The sequence below is a fragment of the Paludibaculum fermentans genome (assembly GCF_015277775.1).
GTDB lineage: Bacteria > Acidobacteriota > Terriglobia > Bryobacterales > Bryobacteraceae > Paludibaculum > Paludibaculum fermentans.
The window spans coordinates 8324783-8347555 of the sequence record NZ_CP063849.1; the positions used below are offsets into that span (position 1 = coordinate 8324783).

20 protein-coding genes are annotated in these 22773 nt (G+C 64.3%); 8 read left to right on the forward strand and 12 right to left on the reverse strand.

Annotation, left to right across the window (positions count from 1 at the left end):
* Window positions 1–85: 85 nt before the first annotated feature.
* Window positions 86–241, reverse strand: a complete 156-nt coding sequence (locus IRI77_RS32975; protein ID WP_194449182.1) for a transposase domain-containing protein — start codon at window positions 239–241, stop codon at window positions 86–88.
* Window positions 242–469: 228 nt separating this feature from the next.
* On the opposite strand from IRI77_RS32975, the gene IRI77_RS32980 reads away from it, so the two are divergent.
* The gene (locus tag IRI77_RS32980; RefSeq protein ID WP_194449183.1) at window positions 470–1492 is read left to right on the forward strand and encodes a carboxypeptidase-like regulatory domain-containing protein; all 1023 of its coding nucleotides are present in this window, start codon (window positions 470–472) and stop codon (window positions 1490–1492) included.
* Between the two features lie 354 nt (window positions 1493–1846).
* On the opposite strand, the gene IRI77_RS32985 is transcribed toward IRI77_RS32980, so the two are convergent.
* The 9 genes from IRI77_RS32985 to IRI77_RS33025 form a co-directional block, all read right to left on the reverse strand.
* Window positions 1847–2020 carry a hypothetical protein gene (locus IRI77_RS32985; RefSeq protein WP_194449184.1) on the reverse strand — a complete coding sequence of 58 codons (174 nt, stop codon included), beginning with the start codon at window positions 2018–2020 and terminating at the stop codon, window positions 1847–1849.
* A gap of 422 nt (window positions 2021–2442) precedes the next feature.
* On the reverse strand, window positions 2443–3843 hold the full coding sequence (locus tag IRI77_RS32990; protein WP_194449185.1) for a sulfatase family protein: 1401 nt from the start codon (window positions 3841–3843) through the stop codon (window positions 2443–2445).
* 118 nt (window positions 3844–3961) lie between these two features.
* Window positions 3962–4903: a branched-chain amino acid transaminase gene (locus tag IRI77_RS32995; RefSeq protein ID WP_194449186.1), complete on the reverse strand. Its 942-nt coding sequence runs from the start codon at window positions 4901–4903 to the stop codon at window positions 3962–3964.
* Window positions 4896–6332: a 2-oxoacid:acceptor oxidoreductase family protein gene (locus IRI77_RS33000; protein ID WP_194449187.1), complete on the reverse strand. Its 1437-nt coding sequence runs from the start codon at window positions 6330–6332 to the stop codon at window positions 4896–4898. The genes IRI77_RS32995 and IRI77_RS33000 overlap by 8 nt, the downstream gene beginning before the upstream one ends.
* On the reverse strand, window positions 6325–7368 hold the full coding sequence (locus tag IRI77_RS33005; RefSeq protein ID WP_194449188.1) for a 3-methyl-2-oxobutanoate dehydrogenase subunit VorB: 1044 nt from the start codon (window positions 7366–7368) through the stop codon (window positions 6325–6327). Before IRI77_RS33005 ends, IRI77_RS33000 begins: the two co-directional genes overlap by 8 nt.
* A gap of 19 nt (window positions 7369–7387) precedes the next feature.
* Window positions 7388–7636 carry an ATP-binding protein gene (locus tag IRI77_RS33010; protein WP_194449189.1) on the reverse strand — a complete coding sequence of 83 codons (249 nt, stop codon included), beginning with the start codon at window positions 7634–7636 and terminating at the stop codon, window positions 7388–7390.
* Window positions 7637–7648: 12 nt separating this feature from the next.
* The gene (locus IRI77_RS33015; protein WP_194449190.1) at window positions 7649–9013 is read right to left on the reverse strand and encodes an acetyl-CoA hydrolase/transferase family protein; all 1365 of its coding nucleotides are present in this window, start codon (window positions 9011–9013) and stop codon (window positions 7649–7651) included.
* A 171-nt stretch (window positions 9014–9184) separates the two neighbouring features.
* On the reverse strand, window positions 9185–11809 hold the full coding sequence (locus tag IRI77_RS33020) for an ABC transporter permease (protein ID WP_194449191.1): 2625 nt from the start codon (window positions 11807–11809) through the stop codon (window positions 9185–9187).
* Window positions 11806–12171 (reverse strand): PadR family transcriptional regulator, encoded by a 366-nt coding sequence (locus tag IRI77_RS33025; protein ID WP_194449192.1) that lies wholly within the window; start codon window positions 12169–12171, stop codon window positions 11806–11808. The genes IRI77_RS33020 and IRI77_RS33025 overlap by 4 nt, the downstream gene beginning before the upstream one ends.
* Window positions 12172–12332: 161 nt before the next feature.
* Here IRI77_RS33025 and IRI77_RS33030 point away from each other — a divergent pair, with 161 nt between their 5' ends.
* On the forward strand, window positions 12333–12560 hold the full coding sequence (locus tag IRI77_RS33030; protein WP_194449193.1) for a type II toxin-antitoxin system HicB family antitoxin: 228 nt from the start codon (window positions 12333–12335) through the stop codon (window positions 12558–12560).
* Window positions 12553–12771, forward strand: coding sequence for a type II toxin-antitoxin system HicA family toxin (locus IRI77_RS38785; protein WP_194449194.1), 219 nt, complete (start codon window positions 12553–12555; stop codon window positions 12769–12771). Before IRI77_RS33030 ends, IRI77_RS38785 begins: the two co-directional genes overlap by 8 nt.
* Before the next feature lie 341 nt (window positions 12772–13112).
* Here the strand turns inward: IRI77_RS38785 and IRI77_RS33040 are convergent, their stop codons facing one another.
* Window positions 13113–13664, reverse strand: coding sequence for a hypothetical protein (locus IRI77_RS33040; protein ID WP_194449195.1), 552 nt, complete (start codon window positions 13662–13664; stop codon window positions 13113–13115).
* Between the two features lie 135 nt (window positions 13665–13799).
* On the opposite strand from IRI77_RS33040, the gene IRI77_RS33045 reads away from it, so the two are divergent.
* The gene (locus IRI77_RS33045) at window positions 13800–15674 is read left to right on the forward strand and encodes a glucosidase family protein (protein ID WP_194449196.1); all 1875 of its coding nucleotides are present in this window, start codon (window positions 13800–13802) and stop codon (window positions 15672–15674) included.
* A 6-nt stretch (window positions 15675–15680) separates the two neighbouring features.
* Here IRI77_RS33045 and IRI77_RS33050 read toward each other — a convergent pair whose 3' ends face one another.
* Window positions 15681–16937, reverse strand: a complete 1257-nt coding sequence (locus IRI77_RS33050) for an MFS transporter (protein ID WP_194449197.1) — start codon at window positions 16935–16937, stop codon at window positions 15681–15683.
* 212 nt (window positions 16938–17149) lie between these two features.
* Here IRI77_RS33050 and IRI77_RS33055 point away from each other — a divergent pair, with 212 nt between their 5' ends.
* From IRI77_RS33055 to IRI77_RS33070, 4 genes are all read left to right on the forward strand, one after another.
* Complete coding sequence (locus IRI77_RS33055; RefSeq protein ID WP_194449198.1) at window positions 17150–17509, forward strand: PadR family transcriptional regulator; 360 nt, start codon at window positions 17150–17152, stop codon at window positions 17507–17509.
* Window positions 17506–20181 (forward strand): ABC transporter permease, encoded by a 2676-nt coding sequence (locus tag IRI77_RS33060; protein WP_194449199.1) that lies wholly within the window; start codon window positions 17506–17508, stop codon window positions 20179–20181. The genes IRI77_RS33055 and IRI77_RS33060 overlap by 4 nt, the downstream gene beginning before the upstream one ends.
* Before the next feature lie 181 nt (window positions 20182–20362).
* Window positions 20363–21514: a hypothetical protein gene (locus IRI77_RS33065; protein ID WP_194449200.1), complete on the forward strand. Its 1152-nt coding sequence runs from the start codon at window positions 20363–20365 to the stop codon at window positions 21512–21514.
* A gap of 100 nt (window positions 21515–21614) precedes the next feature.
* Complete coding sequence (locus tag IRI77_RS33070; RefSeq protein ID WP_194449201.1) at window positions 21615–22754, forward strand: alpha/beta hydrolase; 1140 nt, start codon at window positions 21615–21617, stop codon at window positions 22752–22754.
* Window positions 22755–22773: the final 19 nt, after the last annotated feature.

Consider the following 22773-nt stretch of genomic DNA (forward strand, 5'->3'; position numbering starts at 1 on the left):
CATAGGCCTCCAAGTAGCATGCGTTTGCGAAGACCGACATTGGGTGAGCATTCCGTAAACCCCAGGCCTTGCGACTCGGCAGACTCTATTTCGGCTGACCCTCCGGCGACGCTGTCTGCCGCCGCTTCCATTCATCCGGCAGCCACTCGGTCAAGTCGCTGAGCCGCACCGACGGCAGGTTCATCAGCAACTGCGTCAGGTACAGTTGCGGATCCACGTCGTGGCGGCGGCAGGTACTCATCAGTCTTGCCTGAATCGCTGCCGTCTTTCCTCCGCGCGGAGAGGAAGACCGCGCGTTTGGTCCGGACCGGCGAGGCGACGAATTACCGGAGGAACCGGCGACAGCGCAGCAGCAGTTGGCCTTGATTCGCGCTGCGACGAAGGAACTGGACCCAGAGGCCCGACAACGTGCCGAACAGGCCGCGCAAGAGAAGGGAGCGCAGCGTGGCAAGGAGAAGGACGAATCACAGTGGAAGCGCTGGTACCCAGGTCGGAGCACTTGTGTTCCGAACTGGAGAGGCAGTTCGACGGGGATTACCATGAAGGCATGCTCTGGCTGCGCGGAGTGATGTTGGCGTTGGTAGGGCTGGCGGTTTCGGCCGAGACCTTTGAAGTGCGCGGGCAACTGGTGCCTGCTGCTCGGGCTTCTGTTTCGCTGCATGGCGCGACTTCGCCGTTCCAGGCTTCCACGCTCAGCGATTCCTCGGGTCAGTTCAAATTCACTAGAATCGAGGCGGGTTCGTATTCGCTGATCATCTTTGTTCCGGGGAGTGGAGAGACCCGGAAGACGATCGACATCGGTCCTAAGGTTGCGGGCAAGGGCCGGCGCGTGGAGCTGGCGGTGAAGCTCGACGAGGCGAAGATGACTCCGGACCGGAGCTCCGTGGTGTCGATGCGTGAGTTGGCGATTCCGGATTCCGCCCGGGCGGAGTATCTCCATGCCGCTAAGAAGCTGGGCCAGCGCGATGTGGACGGCGCCATTGCGCACCTGAAGCGGGCGGTGGAGATCGCTCCGCAGTTTGCTTCCGCCTGGAATCACCTCGGGACGATCGCCTATCAGACGCGACGATATAGCGACGCGGAGGGGTATTTCCGGAAGTCGCTGGAGGCGGATCCGCAGGCCTATGAGCCGCTGGTGAATCTGGGCGGAGTGCTGGTGACGCTGGGGCGGATGACCGAGGCGTGGAGCTTCAACCTGAATGCCGTGCTGCGGCGGCCGAACGATGCGCTGGCGCAGTCGCAGATGGGGATGACGTATTTTGGGCTGGGCAAGCTGGAGTTGGCGGAACGGTATCTGCTGGAGGCCCGGCGGCTGGATGGCGGGCACTTCTCGCATCCGCAGTTGCTGCTGGCCGAGATCTACCTGCGGCGCGATGAGAAGCAGAAGGCGGCGGAGCAGTTGGAGGATTTCCTGCGGCATCATCCGGATTGGCCGCAGGGCGAGGAGATGAAGCGGGGGATCTCGCGGTTGCGGGGGAGTCCGGGGGCTTGAGCCGGTTCAGCCGCCCGCCTTCGACTGGCTGTTGAATTGCTTGTTTGGCGCGTCCGGGGGTGGGGTCTGGGGACCCCATGCGGACCAGGGGGCGCCGTCCTGTTGATGGGGTATTTTGCGATGCCGGGAGAGTCAGGCGGGTTGTGGGCTGTGGAGTTGACGGCCGATGGCGGAGAGCTTGATTGGTGCCTCCGTGTGTGGGGTCGGGGGACCCCACGCCGACCAGGGGGTCCGCCCTCCTGTTGTTGGGGTCTTTTGCGATGCCGGGAGAGTCAGGTGGGTTGCGGGGTGTGAAGATATACACGCTCGCCCCCACGTCTTCCCGCTCGAACTTCACGTCAGTCCCATTTACCATCACCGCCCGCGGAGCAAACCCCGCCGGCAGCAGCACCGGAACTCCGCCTTCTCGCCCGAGCCCGAATACTCGATCTCAATCGACGCCGGCTCCGCTGCCCACTTGTAGCTGAAGTACGCCTCCGACGCTCCATACCGCGCCGTCGCCCGCACTTTACGCCCGCCGCTGCCCAACGCGGCGAAATCTCCACCGCACGCATCTGGCCTTGCGGATCCCGGATGCCCGCCAGTCCTTCCACCAGCGCGTCAACCCACTGCGCCATGCCCCACCCCGCGTAGTTCACCTCATTCGTCGTGCGGTAGCCCGGAGTCCCATCGGGAAAATACCAGACCTGCGCGCCCCCGGTCCGCCGCAGATGATCCGCATACTGCCGCATCAGCTCGACGCCATACTGGCGGCTGATCGCTGACGGCTGATCTCTGACGGATGACAGCTTGCCGCGTGTGGGGTCTGGGGACCCCACGCCGACCAGGGGGTCCGCCGTCCCAATGTTGGGGTCTTCTGCGGTGCCGGGAGAGGCAGGTGGGTTGCGGGCTGTCAAGCTGAGTGCTGATCGCGGATCTCTGACGGCTGAAGCTCTCCTGGTCGCGAAAGTTCACTGCGGGTGTTCCCTGAGGTACTCGTCCACGCTGTAATACGTCTTGTCCTTGTACAGACGTCCGGCGTCTTCCACGGGGGCGGTCCAGTTGTACTTCCACGCGTCGCCGGTGCGGCGCATCCAGGCTTCCAGTTGGGATTCGAGGGACTGGCGGAGTTTGGCGGCGGCTGGGTCCGCGGCCAGGTTGTGCTCCTCGCTCGGATCCTCCTTCAGGTCGTAGAGCACCCACGGTTTGTCTTCGAAGCGCGCGTATTTATAGCGATCGGTGCGCAGGCCGCGCCAGCCGGCGGGGGTCTGGTCTCCGGCATAGGGGCCGAAGATCTGGAGGAACGCGGAATCGGAGGCGCGGCGGCTCTGGCCGGCGACGAGGGCGGAGAGGTCGGCGCCCTGCATCGTCGCGGGCACCGGGACTCCGCAGAGGCTCAGCAGCGTGGGTGCGTAGTCGACGTGGGACAGGAGAGCTTCCTCACTGCGGCCCGGCTTGATGCGGCGGGGGTAGCGGAAGATGCCGGGGACGCGGATCGACTCCTCCCAGGGTTTGCGCTTCAGCTTCGCTCCATGGGTGCCGAGCATGTCGCCGTGATCGGAGGAGAAGAGCACGATGGTGTCTTCGGCCAGGCCGAGGTCGCTGAGGGAGCGGGTGAGGCGGGCGATCTGGTCGTCGATGGCCGTGATGGCGGCGTAGTAGGCGTTCAGCGGCTTCGGCACGTTGTCGTAGCGGCGCATGTACGACTCAGGCGCTCCGTAGGGGTCGTGCGGCGGCCCCATGAAAACGGAGAGGAAGAAGGGGCGTGTGTCGCGCTTGGTGGTTTCCAGGAACTCGAGGGCGAGGTCGGTCCAACCTTCGGGCTCGAAGCCGCGCACGGGCAGGGGCTGCGGAGTGTCGCGGAAGTAGGTGTTCTTGAAGTGCTCGTGCGAACACTCGTTGGCGGCCCAGAAGTCGTAACCGTGACGGCGCGGGCCGGGCGGGACGAAGCCGGGCAGGCGGGGTCCGCCGTCGAGGTGCCACTTGCCGACGAAGCCGGTGCGGTAGCCGTGCTGCTTCAGCAGGCCGGGCAGGGTGACGGAGGATTCGCGCAAGCGCAGGTCGTTGGCCACCATGCCGTTCTTGTGGCAGTACTGGCCGGTGAGGAAGATGGCTCGGGCGGGACAGCAGACGGGCGTGTTGGCGATGGTGTTGCGGAAGGTGACGCCCTCGCCGGCCAGGCGGTCGATGTTGGGGGTCTGGACCACGGTGTTGCCCATGCAGCCCAGGGCCTGGGCCCGGAGCTGGTCCGGCAGGACGAAGAGGATGTTGGGGCGGCGCGGGCGCTGAAAGGCGGCGGCGGAGGAGGCGACGAACTGGCGGCGGGAGAGCATGGGTCCGTAGATGGCGATGAGTGTATCATCCGACACCATTACACGAACGGGCCCTATGCCAAGCAGGGCCCTAGGCCACGAAGGACCCGATGCCACGAACGGCAGGGCAGTGTTATCCCCTGCCGTTCGTGGCACCCCCAACACAGATCGTGAATTGTCAGACAGCCATCAGGGCCTGATAAGCCGGGTGCAGCCAGGCGTGATAGTCGGCGATGCGGCCGCGCGTGGCTTGCGTGTAGAGCTCGCGGATGTGGCCGGTGACAAAGCCGATGTTGCCGCAACCGACAGTGCGGTGATCCACCATGGTGATGGGCGCTACCTCGACGGCGGTGCCGGTGAAGAAGAGCTCGTCGGCGATGTAGAGTTCACTGCGGTCGATGGAGCGCTCGATGACGTCCAAGTGCATTTCGCGGCGGGCGAGCGTGATGACGGAGTCGCGCACCAGCCCCTCGAGGATGTTGTCCGAGGGAGGCGGCGTGATGAGCTTGCCGTGGCGCACCATGAAGATGTTGCAGGTGGAGCCTTCGGCCACATGGCCATTCTGGTTGAGCAGGATCGCTTCGTCGTAGCCGTGGTAGTGGGCTTCGGTGGTGGCGAGGACACTGTTCACATAGGCTCCGCAGATCTTGCCACGGGCCGGCAGCGCCTGGTCTTCCACCCGGCGCCACGAGGCGACTCCGGCATGGAGGCCTTTCGAGCTGTCGATGTAGACGCCGAAGGGGATGGCGGCGATGGCGAAGCTGTGCTGCCCATCCGGCCTCACGCCGACACGGGCGGAAGACATGTAGGAGAGCGGGCGGACGTAGATATCAGTCTTGAAGTTGTTGCGGCGGACGAGCTCGGCCGTGATCTCGGTGAGCTCCTCGGCGCTCTTGGGCGGGTCGATCTCCAGGATGCGGCAGTTCGCCTTCCAGCGGTGATAGTGGTCCTCGCAGCGGACCAGGAAGAGCTCCTCTTCCTCAGGCACCCAGTAGCCGCGGATGCCTTCGAAGACGCCGGTGCCGTAGTTCAGGCCGTGCGTCAGGATATTCACGTTGGCGTCGCGCAGCGGGACGAACTGATTGTTGAAATAGATGAGGACGTCTTGGTTGTCAAACATGGACAGGTACCTCGGGAGACAGCAGGGACGCGCCGCGGCGCAGGGCCAGGCGATCGATCTCGATCCACTTTTCGGCTTTCACCACGCGGGGCAGGGCATGGTCGACGACTTCGAGCGGGAGGACTCCGGTGGCGGAGAGGAGGGCGCCCAGGACGACGATGTTGCCGACCTTGGTGCTGCCCAGTTCGTCGGCCACGGAGAAGAACGGAATGGCGTGCATGCGCAGGCCGGGCCGGATGCAATCGGCCGGGATGGTGGTGCCGTTGTAGAACACGAGGCCGCCGGGTTCCACGGTTGCGATGAACTTGCGCAGCGAGGGCTCGTTCAGCGCGATGAGGACATTGGGGCTGGAAACGAACGGCGAGTCGACCGGTTTATTGGACAGCCGGACGTGGCAGTTGGACGTGCCGGAGCGCATTTCAGGCCCATAGCTGGGCAGCCAGGAGACTTCCAGGCCGTAGTCCATGCCGGCTTCCGCCAGCAGTTGGCCCAGAAGGAGGACCCCCTGTCCGCCGAAGCCCGCGACCTTGACGCGGAAATCGACGGTTTCGTGGTGGACGGGCGCAGGAGTGTCTGAGCCTTTATCGAGTTTCAGGATACGCGGCAGTTCTTCCAGGGCGGGCGCGGGCACGGGTGCGGGACGGGGTTCCGCTTCCCTGGTGCGGTCGCGCTTGGCGCCCAGGGGGTAGACCGCGGCGAGGCCTTCGCGGACGTGTTTCTGGGCGTCCACGGGATCCATTTTCCAGATGGTGGGGCAGGGCGACAGGATCTCGACCATGGAGAAGCCGAGGCCCTTCATCTGCGTTTCCAGGGCCTTCTTGATGGCCTTCTTGGCCTGGAGGATCTGCTTGATGTTGCCGAGGGCGGCGCGCTCGACGTAGACGGGCGCTTCCAGGGTGGCGATGACTTCGGAGACGTGCAGCGGGTAGCCGTCGTTGAAGACGTTGCGGCCGAAGGGCGTCGTGGTGGTGCGGTTGCCCATCAGCGTGGTGGGGGCCATCTGGCCGCCGGTCATGCCGTAGATCGCGTTGTTGATGAAGATCGACGTATAGTTTTCGCCACGGTTGGCGGCGTGCAGGATCTCGGCGCTGCCGATGGCGGCGAGGTCGCCGTCGCCCTGATAGGAGATGACGATCGCTTCCGGATGGGCGCGCTTCAGGGCTGTGGCCACGGCGGGCGCACGGCCGTGGGCGACCTGGACGTTGCCGACGTCGAAGTAGTAGTAGAGGAAGACGGAGCAGCCGACGGGTGAGACCAGGATGACGCGGTCGCGAATGCCGAGCTCGTCAATGGATTCGGCCAGCAGCTTATGCGCAATACCGTGGCCGCAGCCGGGGCAGTAGTGCGTCTGGTGCTGCGCTTCGCCCTTGCGCTCGTAGTGCTCGTAGAAACAATCGGCCTTGCCGTGGATGCACTTCAGTTCAGACATGGGCGAAAACCTCCTCCACAATCTCTTCGGCGGTGGGAATGTTGCCGCCGCAGCGGCCGTAGAACTCGACGGACCGGCGGCCCTCGACGGCGAGGCGGACGTCTTCCACCATCTGGCCCGTGCTCATCTCGACCACGAAGAACTGGTGGGCCTGCCCGGCCAGGCGGCGCAGTTCCAGCGTGGGGAAGGGGTACAGCGTGATGGGACGCAGCAGGCCTGCCCTGATGCCCTGGACGCGCAGCTTTTCGACGACTGATTTGAGGATGCGGGCCACGATGCCGTAGCCGACGAAGACGAGCTCCGCGTCGTCCGTGCGGTAATTCTCCCAGCGGGTCTCCTCGATGTGGGCGCGTTTGTACTTCGCGTCGAGCTTGAGGACGTGCTTTTCGAGATCGTCCGGCTGGAGGTAGATGGACGAGATCAGGTTGGGGCGTGTGGCGGCGGTTCCATCGACTGCCCAATCGGGCGTGCGCGGCGCGCGGGGCGTGGTGGGGAATTCCACCGGCTCCATCATCTGGCCCAGGCAGCCGTCGGCGAGGACGATCACCGGGTTGCGGTATTTGTCGGCCAGGTCGAAGCCGAGGAACGTGAGGTCGCACATCTCCTGGGCGGAGGCGGGCGCCAGGACCAGGGCGTGGTAGCAGCCGTGGCCGCCGCCTTTCACGGCCTGGAAGTAGTCGGACTGTTCGGGCGCGATGTTGCCCAGGCCCGGTCCGCCGCGCATGATGTTGGCGATGACGCAGGGCAGCTCGGCTCCGGCGATGTAGCTGATGCCTTCGCACATGAGGCTCATGCCGGGGCCGCTGGAGGCGGTCATGGTGCGGACGCCGGCTGAGGCACCGCCATAGACCATGTTGATGGCGGCCACTTCGCTCTCCGCCTGGAGAAAGACGCCGCCGGCTTGCGGGAGATAGACCGCGGCCGATTCCGCGATCTCATTGGCGGGGGTGATGGGGTAGCCGTAGAACGCGCGGCAACCGGCCAGGACGGCGCCCTTGACCAGGGCTTCATTGCCTTTGATGAGTTGCTTGGGCATGAGGAGCTCTCCAGGGGGACTAATCGATTGCCTTGAAGACGCGGATGGCGCCCGGCTCGGGGCAGGCGTAGAAGCAGAGGCCGCAGCCGTTGCAGGGCTGGTCCTCGTTGGTGGCCGGATGGTAGCCGTAGCGGTTGAGCTGCGGCGACAGGCTCAGCACTTTCTGCACGCAGGCCGCGACGCACAGGCCGCAACCCTTGCACTCTTCCGTGTCGATCTCGACATAACCCTTGATGTCGATGGTTTCTTCAATGGTGCAGGCAGGCATGGATGGGACTCCTCAGAAAACAGGGACCAACTTGGGCCGCATGTAACGGGCCTGATAGGCGTACTCCGTGAGCATGTCGCGGAACGAAGGATGAGCCACGCGGATGAGTTCGACGGCGCGTTCACTCAGCGTTTTGCCGTGCAGATAGGCGACGCCGAATTCGGTGACGATGTAATGGACATCTCCGCGGGTAGTGACCACGCCGGCACCCGGATCGAGCATCGGGGCGATGCGCGAGACCGTGCCGCGGCAGGCCGTAGCGGGCAGGGCGATGATGGGGCGGCCTCCCTCGCTGTGGGCGGCGCCGCGGATGAAATCCAACTGGCCGCCAAAGCCGCTGTAGAGGCGGGTGCCGATCGAATCGGAGCAGACCTGCCCCGTGATGTCGACCTGCAGGGCCGAATTGATGGCCACCATTTTGCGGTTCTGGCTGATGACGAACGGGTCGTTGACGTATTTGATGGGATGGAACTCGAACAGCGGGTTGTCGTCGATGAAGTCGAAGAGGCGGCGCGTGCCGAGGACGAAGCCGGCTACCAGCTTGCCGATGTGAATCGACTTGGCGGCTCCGTTCAGGACGCCCTTTTCGATGAGCGGGATCACGCCGTCAGAGAACATCTCGGTGTGCAGGCCCAGGTCGCGGTGGTCTACCAGGCGGTTGAGGACGGCGTCGGGCACTGCGCCGATGCCCAGTTGCAGCGTGGCGCCGTTGGGAATGAGGGACGCGACATTGTCGGCGATGCGGAGCTGGATCTCGTCGGCGGGTTCCATGTGGAGCTCCGGCAGCGGGTGATCCACTTCCACGATGCGGTCGACCTCTGAGACATGGATGAAGGTCTGCCCCAGGGTGCGGGGCATGTTCGGATTCACTTCGGCGATGACGCGGCGGGCATGGCGGGCGGCGGTGAGGGAACAGTCGACGCCGGTGCCGAAGCTCATGTAACCGTACTTGTCGGGCGGAGAGAGCTGGAGGAGGCAGAAGTCCAGGGGGCGTTCGCCGGATTCGAAGAGGCCTTCGATTTCGTGCAGGAAGATGGGCAGGTAGTCCGCGCGGCCGTCGCGAATGGCATCCCGGACGTTGTCGCCGATGAACATGGCCACGGTGCGGAAGGAGCCTTCGTACTGCGGATGGGAGTAGTCCGCGCAGCCGAGCGTCTTCATGTGGATCATCTCGACGTCTTCGAGTTCGGGCGCGCGGGCGATGAGGGCGTGGAGCAGGTCTTCCGGGGTGGCGCAACTGGCGTGGACATAGACGCGATCGCGGGAGCGGATCTCGCGCATGGCTTCGGCCGCGGTGGTCTTCTTTTGCAGGTATTCGTCGCGCCAGGACGCCTGTGCGTCAGGCCGGTTTCGGATTTGTGATTTTAATACCTGCATAACCTAAACACGCAGTCCCAAGTCCGTTATCGCGCGTTCGGACTGGACTGTCAAGTCTTTTTTATGCAAGTATTTGCGGGACGAATCCAATGAACACCACCGTATGGTGGTGAACATTAGATAAAGTCCCGCAATCCAGTGAGATGCAGCCACCCATCCGAGGCTGTACGGCTATTCGTTGCGCAGCGCGTTCAGCGGATCGATGGCAGAGGCGCGGAATGCGGGCAAGGCACAGGCGGCGGTGGTGATGACGACCAGGCCAAGCGGAACCGCGGCCAGGGTCCAGGGGGAGAGTGGCCCGAGCCCAGCCAACGCGGAGCTGAGGACGCGGAACAGGGGGACGCTGAGGACGAGGCCCACGGCGGCTCCGGCCAGAGTGATCCGCAGGCCTTGGCCGAGGATCAGCCAGAGGATGCGCGGTCGGCTGGCTCCGATGGCGACGCGGATGCCGATCTCGCGGGTGCGGCGGACGACGGAGTAGGCGATGAGGCCGTAGAGCCCGACCAGCGCCAGGGCGAGGCCGACCAGGCCGGTCACGCTGACCATCTGGAGAACGACTAGCGACGGGCCCAGGACTCCCAGTTCATAGAAGACTTCGATGGGCCGCGTGTTGAAAACGGGCTGGTTCGGGTCGATGTTGCGGACGGTGCGCAGGACTGGGCCGGAGATTTCGCGCGGGTCGCCGAAGGTGTGGATGAAGAGCGTAAGCCGCGTGCGCGGGGCCTGGGTGAGGGGCATGTAAAAGTAAGGCTGCGGCTTCTCGGTGAGTGAGAGGTACTTGGCTGTTTTGGCGACGCCGACAATCTGGAGGAACTCGCCCTTGAGGCCGAGGCGGAAGCGTTTGCCCAGCGGGTCCTGGTCGGGGTAGAAGCGCCGAGCGAACTCCTGGTTGACCACGGCGATACGGGCCGATTCGGCGGTGTCGCGGAGGGAGAAGGCGCGGCCCTGGAGGATGGGGGTGCCCACGGTTTCGAAGTAGTCCTCGCCGACGATGTTGGCGGAGACCGAGACGGTGGCTTTGCCGCCGGGCAGTGGAGCGCCTTCGGGGATAATTTCCTCATCCGTGAAGTTTGGCCGGAACGGGACGCCGCGGCTGAGAGCGGCGGAGCGGACTCCGGGCAGGCGGCGCACTTCGTCGGCCAAACGGCGGTAAAACACGGTGGATTGATCCGGGGAATAACGCAGCAGGGACGGGTCGAACTCGACCATCATCATGTGGTCGGTGCGGATGCCGGGGTCGGCCAGCATCATCTGGCGGAAAGCGTCAAGAAACGTACCAAAGGCGACGAGCAGGACGAGCGAAGCCGCGACCTGGGCCCCGACAAGGAACTGGCGGCCGAAGGCGCGGCCCTTCCTGGGTTCGCCTGTCTCGCCGGATTTGAGGGTCGGCGAGACCTCCATTTTGGTGGAGTGCCAGGCGGGTACGACGCCGAAGAGCAGGGCGCTGGCGATGGAGACGACGATGCTGAAAAGCAGGACGCGCCAATCCAGTTGGGCGGAGATGGCGATGGGTGTGTCGGTGGGCAGTTGAATCGAAGTGAGATAGCGGATGGCACCTTGGGCGAGCAGGATGCCCGCCGCGCCGCCGAGCAGCGCGAGCAGGACGCTTTCGGTCACCAGTTGCTGGAAGAGGCGGCCTCGTCCGGCGCCGATGGCGAGGCGGATGGCGATCTCGCGGGAACGGGCCCGGGCCCGCGCCAGCAACAGGTTAGCGACATTGGCGGAGGCGACCAGGAGGACGAGGGCGGAGAGGGTCATCAGCAGAGCCATGGCTCCGACGGCCGGCGGAAACTGCTGGACGCGCGACTCGAGTTCCGTGCGGACGGCGAAGCGGATGCCGCGGTTGGTGTCGGGGTATTCGCGGGCCAGGGCGGCGGCCAGGGCGTCGAGCTCGGAGCGTGCCTGCCGGATGGTGGCGCCCGGTTTGAGGCGGCCGCGCAGCAGGAGGGACCGGGCGGAGCGGTCCTGCAGAATGCCGGCTCCGGAGCGGTTGGCAAGGCGGCCGGCCATGGTGAGGGGGAAGTAGAGGGCCGGGCGGATGAGCGGATCCATGCCGGTGAAGCTCTCGGGCGCCACGCCGATGATGGTGAAGGGGATGCCGTTGAGGCGGAGGGTGGTGCCGGCGGCGTCAGGATCGGATCCCAACTGGTTGCGCCAGAATTCGTGGCTGACGACGACTACCGGTTCGCGGTCCGGCGCGGCGGTTTCGTCGTCGCGAAACGCGCGGCCCAGCACCGGCTGGATGCCGAGGGTCTGGAAGAAGCCGTCGCTGACGACCGCGCCCATCTTCCATTGAGCGATGTCGTCGGCGGTGCGGGCGACGCCCAACCCGTAGAGATGGTAGCCGGCGACTGAAGAGAAGGCGCGGCTGCGGGCGCGGATCTCCTGCAGTTCGGGGTAGGGCAGGCCCTCGAAGGCTTCGTGATCGCTGACGCCGGTGATCTGGACAAGTTCCGAAGGATTGTGCGCGGCGATGGGCCGCAGGAGCAAGGCATCGGCCAGACTGAAGCTGGCGGTATTGGCCCCAATGCCGAGCGCCAGGGAGAGGATGGCGGTGAGGGCAAAGACGGGCGAGCGGCGCAGGGCGCGCAGACCGAAGACGAGATCCTGTTTGAGACGCTCCAGATTGGTCCAGCCCCACATATCGCGTGTGACCTCCTTGATGAGGGCGACGTTGCCGAAGTCCTCGGTGATTGGGCCGCCGTCCCGGGCAGACTGTGCGAGGTGGAACTGGATCTCTTCATCAAGTTCCTGCTCGCGGCGGTGCCGTTGGAGAAACCAGCGAAAGAAGCTCATGCGGGATCGCCCTCGGCTCCGCGGTTCAACATACCTTCCATGGCTTTGGAGAACTGATCCCAGCGGTCGCGTTCGGCGATGAGTTGCGCGCGTCCGGCGATGGTGAGGCTGTAGTATTTGGCGCGCTGGCTGTTCTCGGTGAGGCGCCACTCGGACTGGATCCAGCCGCGCTTTTCCAGGCGGTGGAGGGCCGGGTAGAGGGAACCGGTTTCCACCTGGAGGAGGTCGCCGGAGCCAGACCGGATGGAGTTGCTGATGGCGTAGCCGTGCTGCGCACCCCAGCAGAGGGTTTGGAGGATGAGCAGGTCGAGCGTGCCCTGGAGCAGCTCAATGCGGTTTTGGTAGCGGTCTGGCTTCGGCATAGAAGGGATGTAGAAAGTCTACATGGTGAGGGTGTAGAGAGTCTACAGGGTTCAGCGCGTTCGAGTGTGTATTTACAGGTGTGAATGGGACAGGATGTGGGTGTGCTTGGCAGACGTGGGGCGCGGAGGCCGAGGCAAATGGGGTGCGGTAGACTCAGATCATGCAGCGGACACAGCGTCTGACGGCGATTATTGAGCGCGAAGAAGACGGGTTCGTCTCATTGTGTCCTGAGTTGGATATCGCGAGTCAGGGCGAGTCCATCGAAGAGGCTCGGGCGAACCTGGTGGAAGCATTGACGCTGTTTTTTGAAGCAGCTGACCCGTCTGAGGTCGCGCGCCGGTATCACGGAGACGTTCTCATTACTCAAGTTGAGGTTCCCGTTGGGTAAGCTTCGAGTTCTTTCCGGTAGGGAGGTCTGCCGGATTCTCGAAGCGAGTGGTTTTGTGAACGTTCGCCAACGAGGCAGCCATCGCATAATGCAGCGCCGGGTTGATGGCACGACGTTCACGGTGCCGGTCCCGTTGCATGATCCTCTTCGCTCAGGCACATTGTCGAGTATTGTGCGGCAATCGGGATTGCCACGGACCCTATTCGAATAGACATCGGCTGTAACTCAGAAGAACCCCGACAGGCGATGGTGCGTTTTATTGACAAGTCGGCTTACCGGCCTTTGGACGTCATGAAAGGTAGTGTCGGCGGTCGGGCGGCGGGCGACAGGAAGTGCCGGGTCAAGGTGATGCTGTCCAGCTCGCAACATCTGGAGACGGTGGGAGTGGGTGTTCGCGGATGACGATCCTGCGTAGAGGGAAAGTGGCGGCGCTGATCGCGCTGCCGAGAGCGGCCCGGGCGGTTGGGCGCGGATGAGGACCAGCACCAATCCAAGGAAGACTGGAAGGATGCGGTGATGAGCCCGGGGTTGAATGGAGACGGGCTGTAGTTGCTAGGCCGGATGCGCCATCCGCGAGGTAGCGATGACGATGCCGACGTACAGCAGGAACACGCCGGCGAGCGCGGCCTTGTCTCGCAGGGAGAGGCGGAGCTCGGGCCAGGGAAGAGGGACTCCCCGGCCTCGGATGGCAGCTAGGGCGAGGCCGGCGACGACCAACAGGACGGTGGCCGCGGTGAGGAGGGTGGCCAGCGCGTGCGAGTTTGGCTGCTGGGCCAACCGGCTGAGTTCGAGGGCCTCGAAGTTCGACTTGCAGGCGATCGCGAACGTCAGCGTGAGGAAGATGTTCGCGTAAGCGGCACGGCGGGCGGGGTTGGGGAAGTCGGCCGCGTGCGAAAGCATGAGCAGCGACATGAGCCCGCGGAGCAGATTCATTGCCGGCACTCGAAACACCATGAAGAGAGATTTGGGCGCCACGGCGACTGCTCCGGCAAAGGGGTTTCGCAGGGCGGGCAGCTCTGCCGGCATGGCTGCGTAGCCTGCGGCCAGCAGCAGGAACGGCGCGGCGAACAGGAGGAGAGCCGAGGTGAGTGTCGTTCGAGACATCGGTTTGAGTAGCAGCCTGCTGCGACCAGACTAGCAGTGGAGCGATCGGTTCCGAGCCGGAGTGGGCGACGGGGATCACGGGCAGGCCATTGGGGGCGCTCCAAGCTCCCTCTGTTGGGATAGATTGGTGTCCGTATGCTGATCCGTTGTACTTCCCTGATTCTGCTGGCTTCGCTGGCGGCGATTGCTTCCGATCCGTCCACGGTGGAAGGCGCGTATGGCCGCTTGTCCACGGATAAGTCGTCTTACCGGCCTTTGGATGTGGTGAAGGTGAAGGTCGGCGGCCGGGCGGCGGGCGACCGCAAGTGCCGGGTGAAGGTCGCTGATCCGGATCAGCGGGTGTACTTCGAAAAGGACGTCGATCTGGAGGCCAATCAGGGCCGGGTCCAGTTCACCGCTTCCGGCAAGCTCGGCGTGCACTACGTGTACCTGTGGTGGCCTGAGGCAAAGAAGTACAGCAGGTATGTGAATTTCCGGCTGGATGCGGAGACCGGCATCGAGTCCGGAGACAGGGACTTCGACACCATCTACCCGTTCACGCACGAACGCGTGCAACTGGGGCGGCGCGACTACATGACGAAGCGCGGCCGGTTTGTGGGTTACATTTCGGCCGATACCAACCACTTCGATGGCATCTGGCTGCGCGACTGGATCTATACGCTGCCGGCATACAAATATTGGGAGCGCGAGATGCAGTGCGGGCTCGACCGGTTTCTGGAGGTGCAGCGCGAAGACGGCCAGACGCCGGATGGGATCGAGCGCGACGGGCGGACGTGGCGGGTTGGGCTGGAGAGCGATGTCGAGTACATCCTGACGCTGGGCGTGTGGGACACGTGGAAAGCGACGGGCGACGATGCGTGGCTGCGGGCCGCGATGCCGAAGCTGGAAAAGGCCCTCAGCTACATTCGCAGCGACGCCAAGCATTGGGACGCGAAGAACCGGCTGATCCAGCGGCAGCACAGCTGCGATACGTGGGACTACGACATCGATGGCGCTACGGATCACGGCGCCAGCCGGCACGTGATTGCGAACTGCGACCAGAGCGGGTATGCGCTGGCGTTTCGCGGGATGAGCGAGATGTACCGGTATCTGGGCGATAACGCGGCGGCGGAGCGCTGGGCGAAGGAGGCCGGCGAGTATCGTGAGCGGGCGATGAAGATGCTGTGGGACGGCACGAAGTTCCTGCATCACGTGCACCTGGATGCCATCGACCACGGGGGTTTCGACGAGACGAAGCAGCTCACCATGGGCAATACGTGGGCGATGACGCGCGGGCTCGCCGATGAGAAGCAGTCGATCAAGATCATCGATGAATACCGGCGGCGTCAAAAGGAAACGGGCGACAAATACCCGTGGTGGAGCCTGCAGCCGGGCTACCCGGACCGGCTCGGCTATTGGAAGGACAAGTACCGGCTGGAGGGTGCCTACGCCAATGGCGGCCTCATGCCGTGGGTGGGCGGAGAACTGGCGCGGGCTTCGTTCTTTTATGGTCGCGAGTCGTATGGCGTCGAGCTGATGCGGCAGTATGCGGATCATCTGCGGCGGACCGGGGGCGCGCAGGTCTGGTATTTTCCCGATGGGACTCCGGGCTACCGCACGACGAATGAGGTGAACTACGCGGGGTGGGGCATGGCGCAGTGGGTTGACGCGCTGGTGGAAGGACTGGCGGGCATCCGGGATCCGCAAGGCCAGATGCGTGCGGTGGAGATTTCGCCGCGTTGGGCAGCGGCGGGCGTAAAGGAAGTGCGGGCGACGGCGCGGTATGGAGCGTCGGAGGCGTACTTCAGCTACAAGTGGGCAGCGGAGCCGGCGTCGATTGAGATCGAGTATTCGGGCTCGGGCGAGAAGGCGGAGTTCCGGGTGCTGCTGCCGGCGGGGTTTGCTCCGCGGGCGGTGATGGTAAATGGGACTGACGTGAAGTTCGAGCGGGAAGACGTGGGGGCGAGCGTGTATATCCGGTTCCAGCCTGCGAGTGGGACGCGCGGCACGATTCGCATCGGCCGCGCGTGAGAGTAGTTAGGCCGTCACAGGGGCCGGTTCCGTGGGTTTCATGAACGCCTTGATGCCGTAGATCAACAGCAGCCCGACGATCAGGTAAACGACGCAACTGGCGCTGATGGCCGCGCTCATGCCGTACGTTTCGGCGGCGCGGGCCACGGCGAGAGGAGCAATGCTGCCGCCCAGCCAGCCGATGGAGTTCATCAGGCCGAGGGCGGTGGCGCGGTTCTCGGGTTTCACGACGTCATATAGGGACGCCCAGATGTTGGCGTCGTAGAGGCCTTTCGAGAAGCCGAAGCCGGCCATGCCGAGGACGAGCATGGGAACGGAGAGCGTCCAGCCAGCGAGGAATATAAACGGAATGCCCAGCAGCAGGCCCAGGGACTGCGTCCACATGCGGCCGGCGCGGCTGCGGCGCACGAAGCGATCGGCCAGGAAGCCGCCGGTCATGACGCCGCACACCGAGGCGATCTGCAGGTAGGCGGTGCCGTTGAGCCCGGCCATCGAGAGGCTCATGCCGAACTTCTCGAACAGGAACGTCGGCATCCAGGTGAGGAAGATCATGGCCACGAAGTTGGCGCCGACGAAGACGGTGATCAGGACCGGCACCATGCGGTGTTCAAAGGTGTGGCTGAGGGTAGCGAAGAGGTTCTTGTCGAGTTTGAGCGAGCCGTGTCCGCCGTCGTCACCGGGCTGTTCGGATTGCCCGCGCTTGGGCTCCTTCAGCAGCGCTACGAGGACGACGCCCAGCACTGTGCCGAGGAGGCCGAAGAGGTAGAAGCTGGAGCGCCAGCCGTAGTGCTGGCCCAGGTGGCCGGCCACGGCTCCGCCGGCGATGGTACCGGCGTAGACGCTGGACTGGTGGATGGCCATGGCTCGGGAGCGGGTGTCGCGGCCGTGATAGTCGCTGACCAGGGACATGGAGGCGGGGAAGTAGAAGGCTTCACCGAGTCCTTCGAGGGCGCGGAAGAGGACCAGTTGCCAGTAAGTGGTGGAGAAGGCAGTGGCCACGGTGACCAGCGACCAGAAGATGAGTCCGCCGATGATGAGGGTCTTGCGCTGGAGGCGGTCACCCACCATGCCGGCGAAGGGTCCGGAGAGGGCGTAGACCCACATGAAGGAGCTGCCGACGATCGCGAGTTGCGAAGTCGAGAGGTTCATTTGGCTCTTCAGGAGCGGAAAAACCGAGTAGATGGCCTGACGGTCCGCGTAGTTGAAGAAGCAGACGAACCACAGCATGCCGACGACGAACCATTTGTACCGAGAGAGAACCATTCTTGTTAGGAATACCGCAACCGAGGGGGGGCGTGCAGTGCGGAGCGCTTACATTGTGCCTTGGCCGCGAGGCGAGGTTGGATTGGCGGCCGTATGCAGGCAGGGCAACATGCCAGGAATACCGTCTGTTACACGCGTGAACTCTCGCCTGCTCCCCTTGTAATCCCAGGGGAACCTATGCGAATCTTCCATAGAAAGCACAGGGGAGCGGGATGGATAAGACGCAACTGGAACTCGTTCGTGGAACTCTCGACGTTCTGATTCTCAAGGCGCTGGTCTGGGGCCGGCTGCACGGGTACGCCATCACAAGCCTGATTCACCGCCAGACCGAGGAAGCGCTGCTGGTGGAAGAAGGCACGCTGTACCCCGCGCTGTGGCGGTTGGAGGCCAAAGGCCTGGTGGAAGCCGAGTGGGGCCTTTCCGAAAACAACCGGCGGGCCAAGTTTTATCAACTGACCTCTGAGGGGCGGCGGCAGCTGCGCGAAGAGACCAGGACGTGGGAGGCCTATTCGGCTGCCGTCAGCAAGATGCTGGGCGCCACGAAGCCTCCTTTGCCGGAGAAAGCCGGATGACCCACGTGCCCATGTGGCGGCGCTGGGCACGCATGTTTGGTGCGGACCCGGCTCGCGATGTCGAGGATGAACTGCAGTTCCACCTACTGATGAAGGTGGACGATCTGGTGGAGCAGGGCTGGCCTCGGGACGAGGCACGGAAGGAAGCCGAACGGCTATTCGGGGACTTGAGGAGCGTACGAGCCATGGGTGAACAAATGGGCCAGGAGATGCAGAGGTCGAAGGATCGCCGGGATTACTGGGGCGAGTTCGGGCAGGATCTGCGCTACGCGTTGCGGACCCTGCGCAAGGAGCGCGGATTCGCCATCATCAGCGTGCTGATTCTGGCCCTGGGCATCGCGGCCAACACAACGGTTTTCAGCGTGGTGAATGCAGTGCTGCTGCGGCCCCTGCCTTTCCCCGAGTCGCAGAATCTGGCGTGGCTGCGGGCGGACCGCGGGATGGATGAACAGGGCAAGGCGACAGCCGGGCTTTCCGCCGTGACCTATACGGTGGCGGCTTTTGAGGAGTACCAGCAGCACAACAAGTCGTTCCAGAGCGTGACCGGCTTCAATCCCTTCTACGGCAGCAGCGAATACACGATGACTGGCCGTGGAGAGCCTCGGCCCGTGGTGGCAGTGATGGTGGCCGAGAACTTCTTCCCGTTGCTTGGCGTGAGGCCGATGCTGGGGCGCCATTTTGTTCACGAGGAATGCGTGAAGGGCGGCCGCCTGGCGGCGCTGGTGAGTGAATCGATGTGGCGGAACCAGTTTGGGGCCGATCCCGGGCTGATCGGGCAGACCATCACGCTGAGCAAGATGGCCTACACGGTGGTCGGCGTTCTGCCTGCGAGTTTTGATTTCGGAGCGGTGTTTGCGCCGGGCCAGCGGATGGAATTGTTCATTCCTGCCCCGATGGCTGAGATTCGCAACTGGGGCAACACCATCTCGATGTTCGGCCGCCTGAAGCCAGGGGTGACGGTGGCGCAGGCACAGGCGGAAGCCGATGTCCTGTTCCCGCAATTGCGCGAGGCGCACAAGGATTGGTACAGCGACTACGCTTCCACGGTGACCGGCCTGAAGGAGTTTGTGAGCGGCAAGCTGAAGCGGTCGCTGGTGATGCTGTGGTGCGCCGTGGGCCTGATCCTGCTGATTGTCTGCGTGAACCTGTCAAACCTGCAGATGGCGCGAGCGGCCGCGCGGAGCAAGGAGTTCGCCGTGCGTAGTGCGTTGGGTGCGGGCCGCGCGCGGCTTTGCCGCCAGCTATTGACCGAGAGCTTCGTGCTGGCGAGCGCCGGCGGGCTGCTTGGATTGGGGATGGCGTACGGGTTGACGTTTTACTTCGCCCACCAGGATTCCATTGCGCTGCCGTTGTTGAGCAGCGTGACGCTCGACTGGGTAGCGGTGGCCTGGACCATGGGCATCGCGCTGTCGGCCGCACTGGTGTTCGGCCTGGTGCCCGGGCTGCGGTTATACTCCGGCAACGTGCAGGAAGCGCTCAGGAGCAGCGGACAGGGCATGACCACGGGCCGGCGTCATGAGCGCATGCGGTCGACAATGGTCGTTTCCGAGATGGCCTTGGCTTGCGTGCTGCTGATCGGCTCCGGCCTGCTGCTGCGCAGTTTCCTCAAAGTCCTGGATGTCGATCTGGGCTTCCAACCCAGCCGGGCGGCGGTGATCAAGATCGACTTCGATGACGGGGGCAAGCTTGAGCGCCGCGGCCCGATCGTGCAGGAGATCCTGCGCAACATCAAGGAAATACCCGGCGTTGAATCAGCGGGCATCGTGGACATGCTGCCCCTGGGGCGAAACCGCTCGTGGGGCCTGACGGCCAAGGGCATGCAGTATCCGAAAGGCACTGAGATCGGCGCCATCGTGCGGATTGTGACGCCGGGTTATCTCGGGGTGATGGGGATGCGTCTGCGCACCGGCCGGGATTTCACCTGGAGCGATGGACCGAAGAGCGATTCGGTGGTCATCATCAACGAAGCCGCCAGCCGCTATTACTGGCGCGGAGAGGACCCCATGAGCCGGCCGGCCAGCATCAACGGCCGGCAGGCCAAGGTGATCGGAGTGATCGCCGATGTTCGGGAGAACACGCTGGAGGACACGGCGGATCCGGAAATGTACCTGACAACGACCCAGGCCGATCCGGAAGGCGCGGAGTTGGTGATTCGCACCAGCCAGCGGCTGGAGTCGCTGGCGCCCGCCATCATGAGGACGCTGCGAACGCTGAATCCAGGGCAGCCGGCAGCGGAACTGCGGCCGTTGCAGCACATCGTGGATCGCGCCGCGTCGCCTCGCAGGTTCTTCGTCATGCTGGTGACGAGCTTCGCGTTGCTGGGCCTGGTGCTGGCGTCGCTGGGGATTTACGGGGTGATCTCGTATTCGGTCACGCGGCAGACGCAGGAGATCGGCATCCGGATGGCGCTGGGCGCGAGCGGTGGACAGGTGCAGGCCAAAGTGATCGGGAACGCGCTGCGATTGGCCGTGGCGGGTGCGGCGCTGGGTGCGGTGGGTTCCTTCGTCATCGCGCGCTCGATCGCCACGCTGCTCTACGGGACCGAGCCTTCCGATCCATTGACGTTCGTGGGCGTCATCCTCATGCTGTGCAGCGTGGCCTTGGCGGCCGGTTATATTCCGGCACGGCGCGCGTCGCGGATCCATCCCATGACGGCGCTGCGCGAGGGCTGACCGGCCTGGGTGGGGCGCACGGGCGTTGCGGTGAGGATCGCCGCAATGCTGGAATGGTCGAGGCTCCGGCCAGTCTATGTTCTCCATCTGCCTGCCCAGGTCAACAAATTTCAGTTCAGCGGCAGGCCATTGCGCCGGTGTTGTGCGCCTGGCTGCCGTGCTGTTCCTCTGTCTGGAACTAATGGCCCAGCGCAAAGGGCGGCGCTATCCGGCCGGAATCGACGGGGCAGGGAATTCGCTGACCGTGGTCGAGGTCAGCTATCCCAAGCGTGCCCCGAATAATGCCCGGTGCCTGCCGGGCACGGAGTATGTGCTGGAGAAGGCTCATGACGGGCGGGTCGTCTCGGCGGAGACTGTAGTGAGGTTGTGCCAGACGGAGGACCAGGCCGAAATCACTGTGTCGGTAGAGCCAAACAGGATCGAGGTCAATCGCAACGGCGGGACTCAGGCCGGATACTTCAAGATCCACGCCTATCAGTTGTCACCGTGGCGGCCTGTCTCGATGGACGACTGCTCGTTCTATGGCAGCGGCGAGCATACGTTAGAGCAGTGGGACTTCCTGACGTTGCGGGGTGAGGCCTGGTATCGGTCTGCCGAGGGCGAAGAGGTTGGCATTTGCGAAGCCAGTGCCACTCTGCCCCGGTATCTGATCGTGCCCAGTGTTGCCGCCGATGCCGCCGAACTTGAGAAGGGGCGAGGGCGCTTGGGCTCGTGTGCCATGTCGCTGGACTCGAGCGGCAAGCACGGTTTCGTCACCTGGGGTAAGCCGGATCCGCGCGATCCGTTGGAGGTGAAGCTGTTGCAGGCGGGCAAGGGCGTCCTGCTGGCCCAGGTGGTTGATGCGGGACGGACCACGGCACCGGCGCGATCCTGGGTGATGGCCGATCACCTGGAGGTCTGGATGGGCTCCCGGTTGGAGGGAGCGGGCGAGGACGAGGTCTGGCAATTCGGGATCCCGTTGGACGAAGGACCTGTGCAGGTGGGCTACGGCAAGCCACGCCGGCTCCCTGTCGTGCGGCGCTGGAAGGCGAACCTGCCGGATGGACGAGCGGCGACCCTGCTGCGTGTGGAGTTGCCGCCCCAGCCCAACCAATACAGCGATGGATTGACTGTGAGTTACAGCCAGGGCGAACAGGGCCGCGCGCAGAAACGAATGATCGCGACCAGCCGGGTGAAGCGCGGGGTGGGGTCCACGATGGGCAGGAGTGGTTCGGTCCTGATCCACAACTCGGTGGACGATCATGTGACCTGCGGGCTGGTGAACGGTGCGCTGGAGATCACGGGAGCGAAGAAGAAGCCTCTGGTTGTGCCGGAGTTTCCGGTGAACCGCTAGGTCTTCCCGCGTGGGCTTGGGCCGCGCGGGGCCGCCGCCGAAAGTATGATGGGAGCCTGGGTTCATCGCCCGCATTCTCACCACGAAGAGAGCTTACGCCATGCCTGCTTGCCGTTCCGGCCGTGCTGTTCCCCTGTTCTCCGTGCTGGCTATCGCGGCCTGCGCGCTTTCCGCACAGACGGCGGAGCGCCCCGCCTTGCCTCCGCTGCCGGCGCCGATCGGCGTGCCGAAGCCGGGTCCGGTGACCGATGCGCCCTACGCGCCCCAGCCCATCCTGCAGGGCGGTGTCGTGGTGCCGCTGTATCCACCGGGTTCGCCGTTCCTGAAGATGGACCGGGTGCGTGAGGCCGAGCAGTACAACCTCAGCCAGACCGTGCCCGGCCGAATCAACAGCATCGTCAACATCCACAATCCTTCGATTGAAGTACACACGGTGGATCGCAGCATCAATACTGGGGCGGCAGTGATCGTGGTGGCGGGCGGTGGTCACAACACGCTGAATGTCGGCAGCGAGGCGGCGGACTTCGTGCCGTTCTTCTATAACTACGGCATCAATACGGTGATCCTGAGAAACCGGCTGCGGCGTGACGGCTACAATCCGCAGACCGAGGCGGTCTACGACACGCTGCAGGCCATTCGCCTGGTGCGCGCCTACGCGAAGGAGTGGAATCTGGACCCCAACCGGATCGGGGTCATGGGTTTCTCAGCGGGGGCGGAACTGACGGCCGCCGCGGCAGTGCGGTTCGACGAATTCGACAAAGCCAACAATGCGGCGGGCGATCCGCTGGCCGGTATCACGTCCCGGCCGGATTTCGACGGGATCATCTATCCGGGACCTTCGCCCTTCGCGAAGAATCGAGTGGCTCCGGCGATTCCCCGCAATGTCTCGCCGGCGTTCCTGGTGTGCGGCGGTTCGGGCGACCGGGTCCACGCAATCTGGGCCATGGAGTACTACAACGCGATGCTGGCGTTGGGCGTGCCGAACATCGAGATGCACTTGTACGGCAATGGGAGGCATCCGGGCGATCCGCTACCGGACGGAACGCGCATGACCGGCGGGTTGACCGACCGCAATCACACGCCGTTTGGTACATGGCAGTTCCGGTTCATCGACTGGTTCCGAGATTTGGGTTTCCTGCAGAAGCCGGGTGTAGAGACCAAGGCGGCGCACGATGTGGCCGTGTTTGTCACTCAACCTCCCATTGTCGACAGGCCCGCCACCGCGCCGGCCAAACCGTAGCTGTGGAAGCGTTGAACAC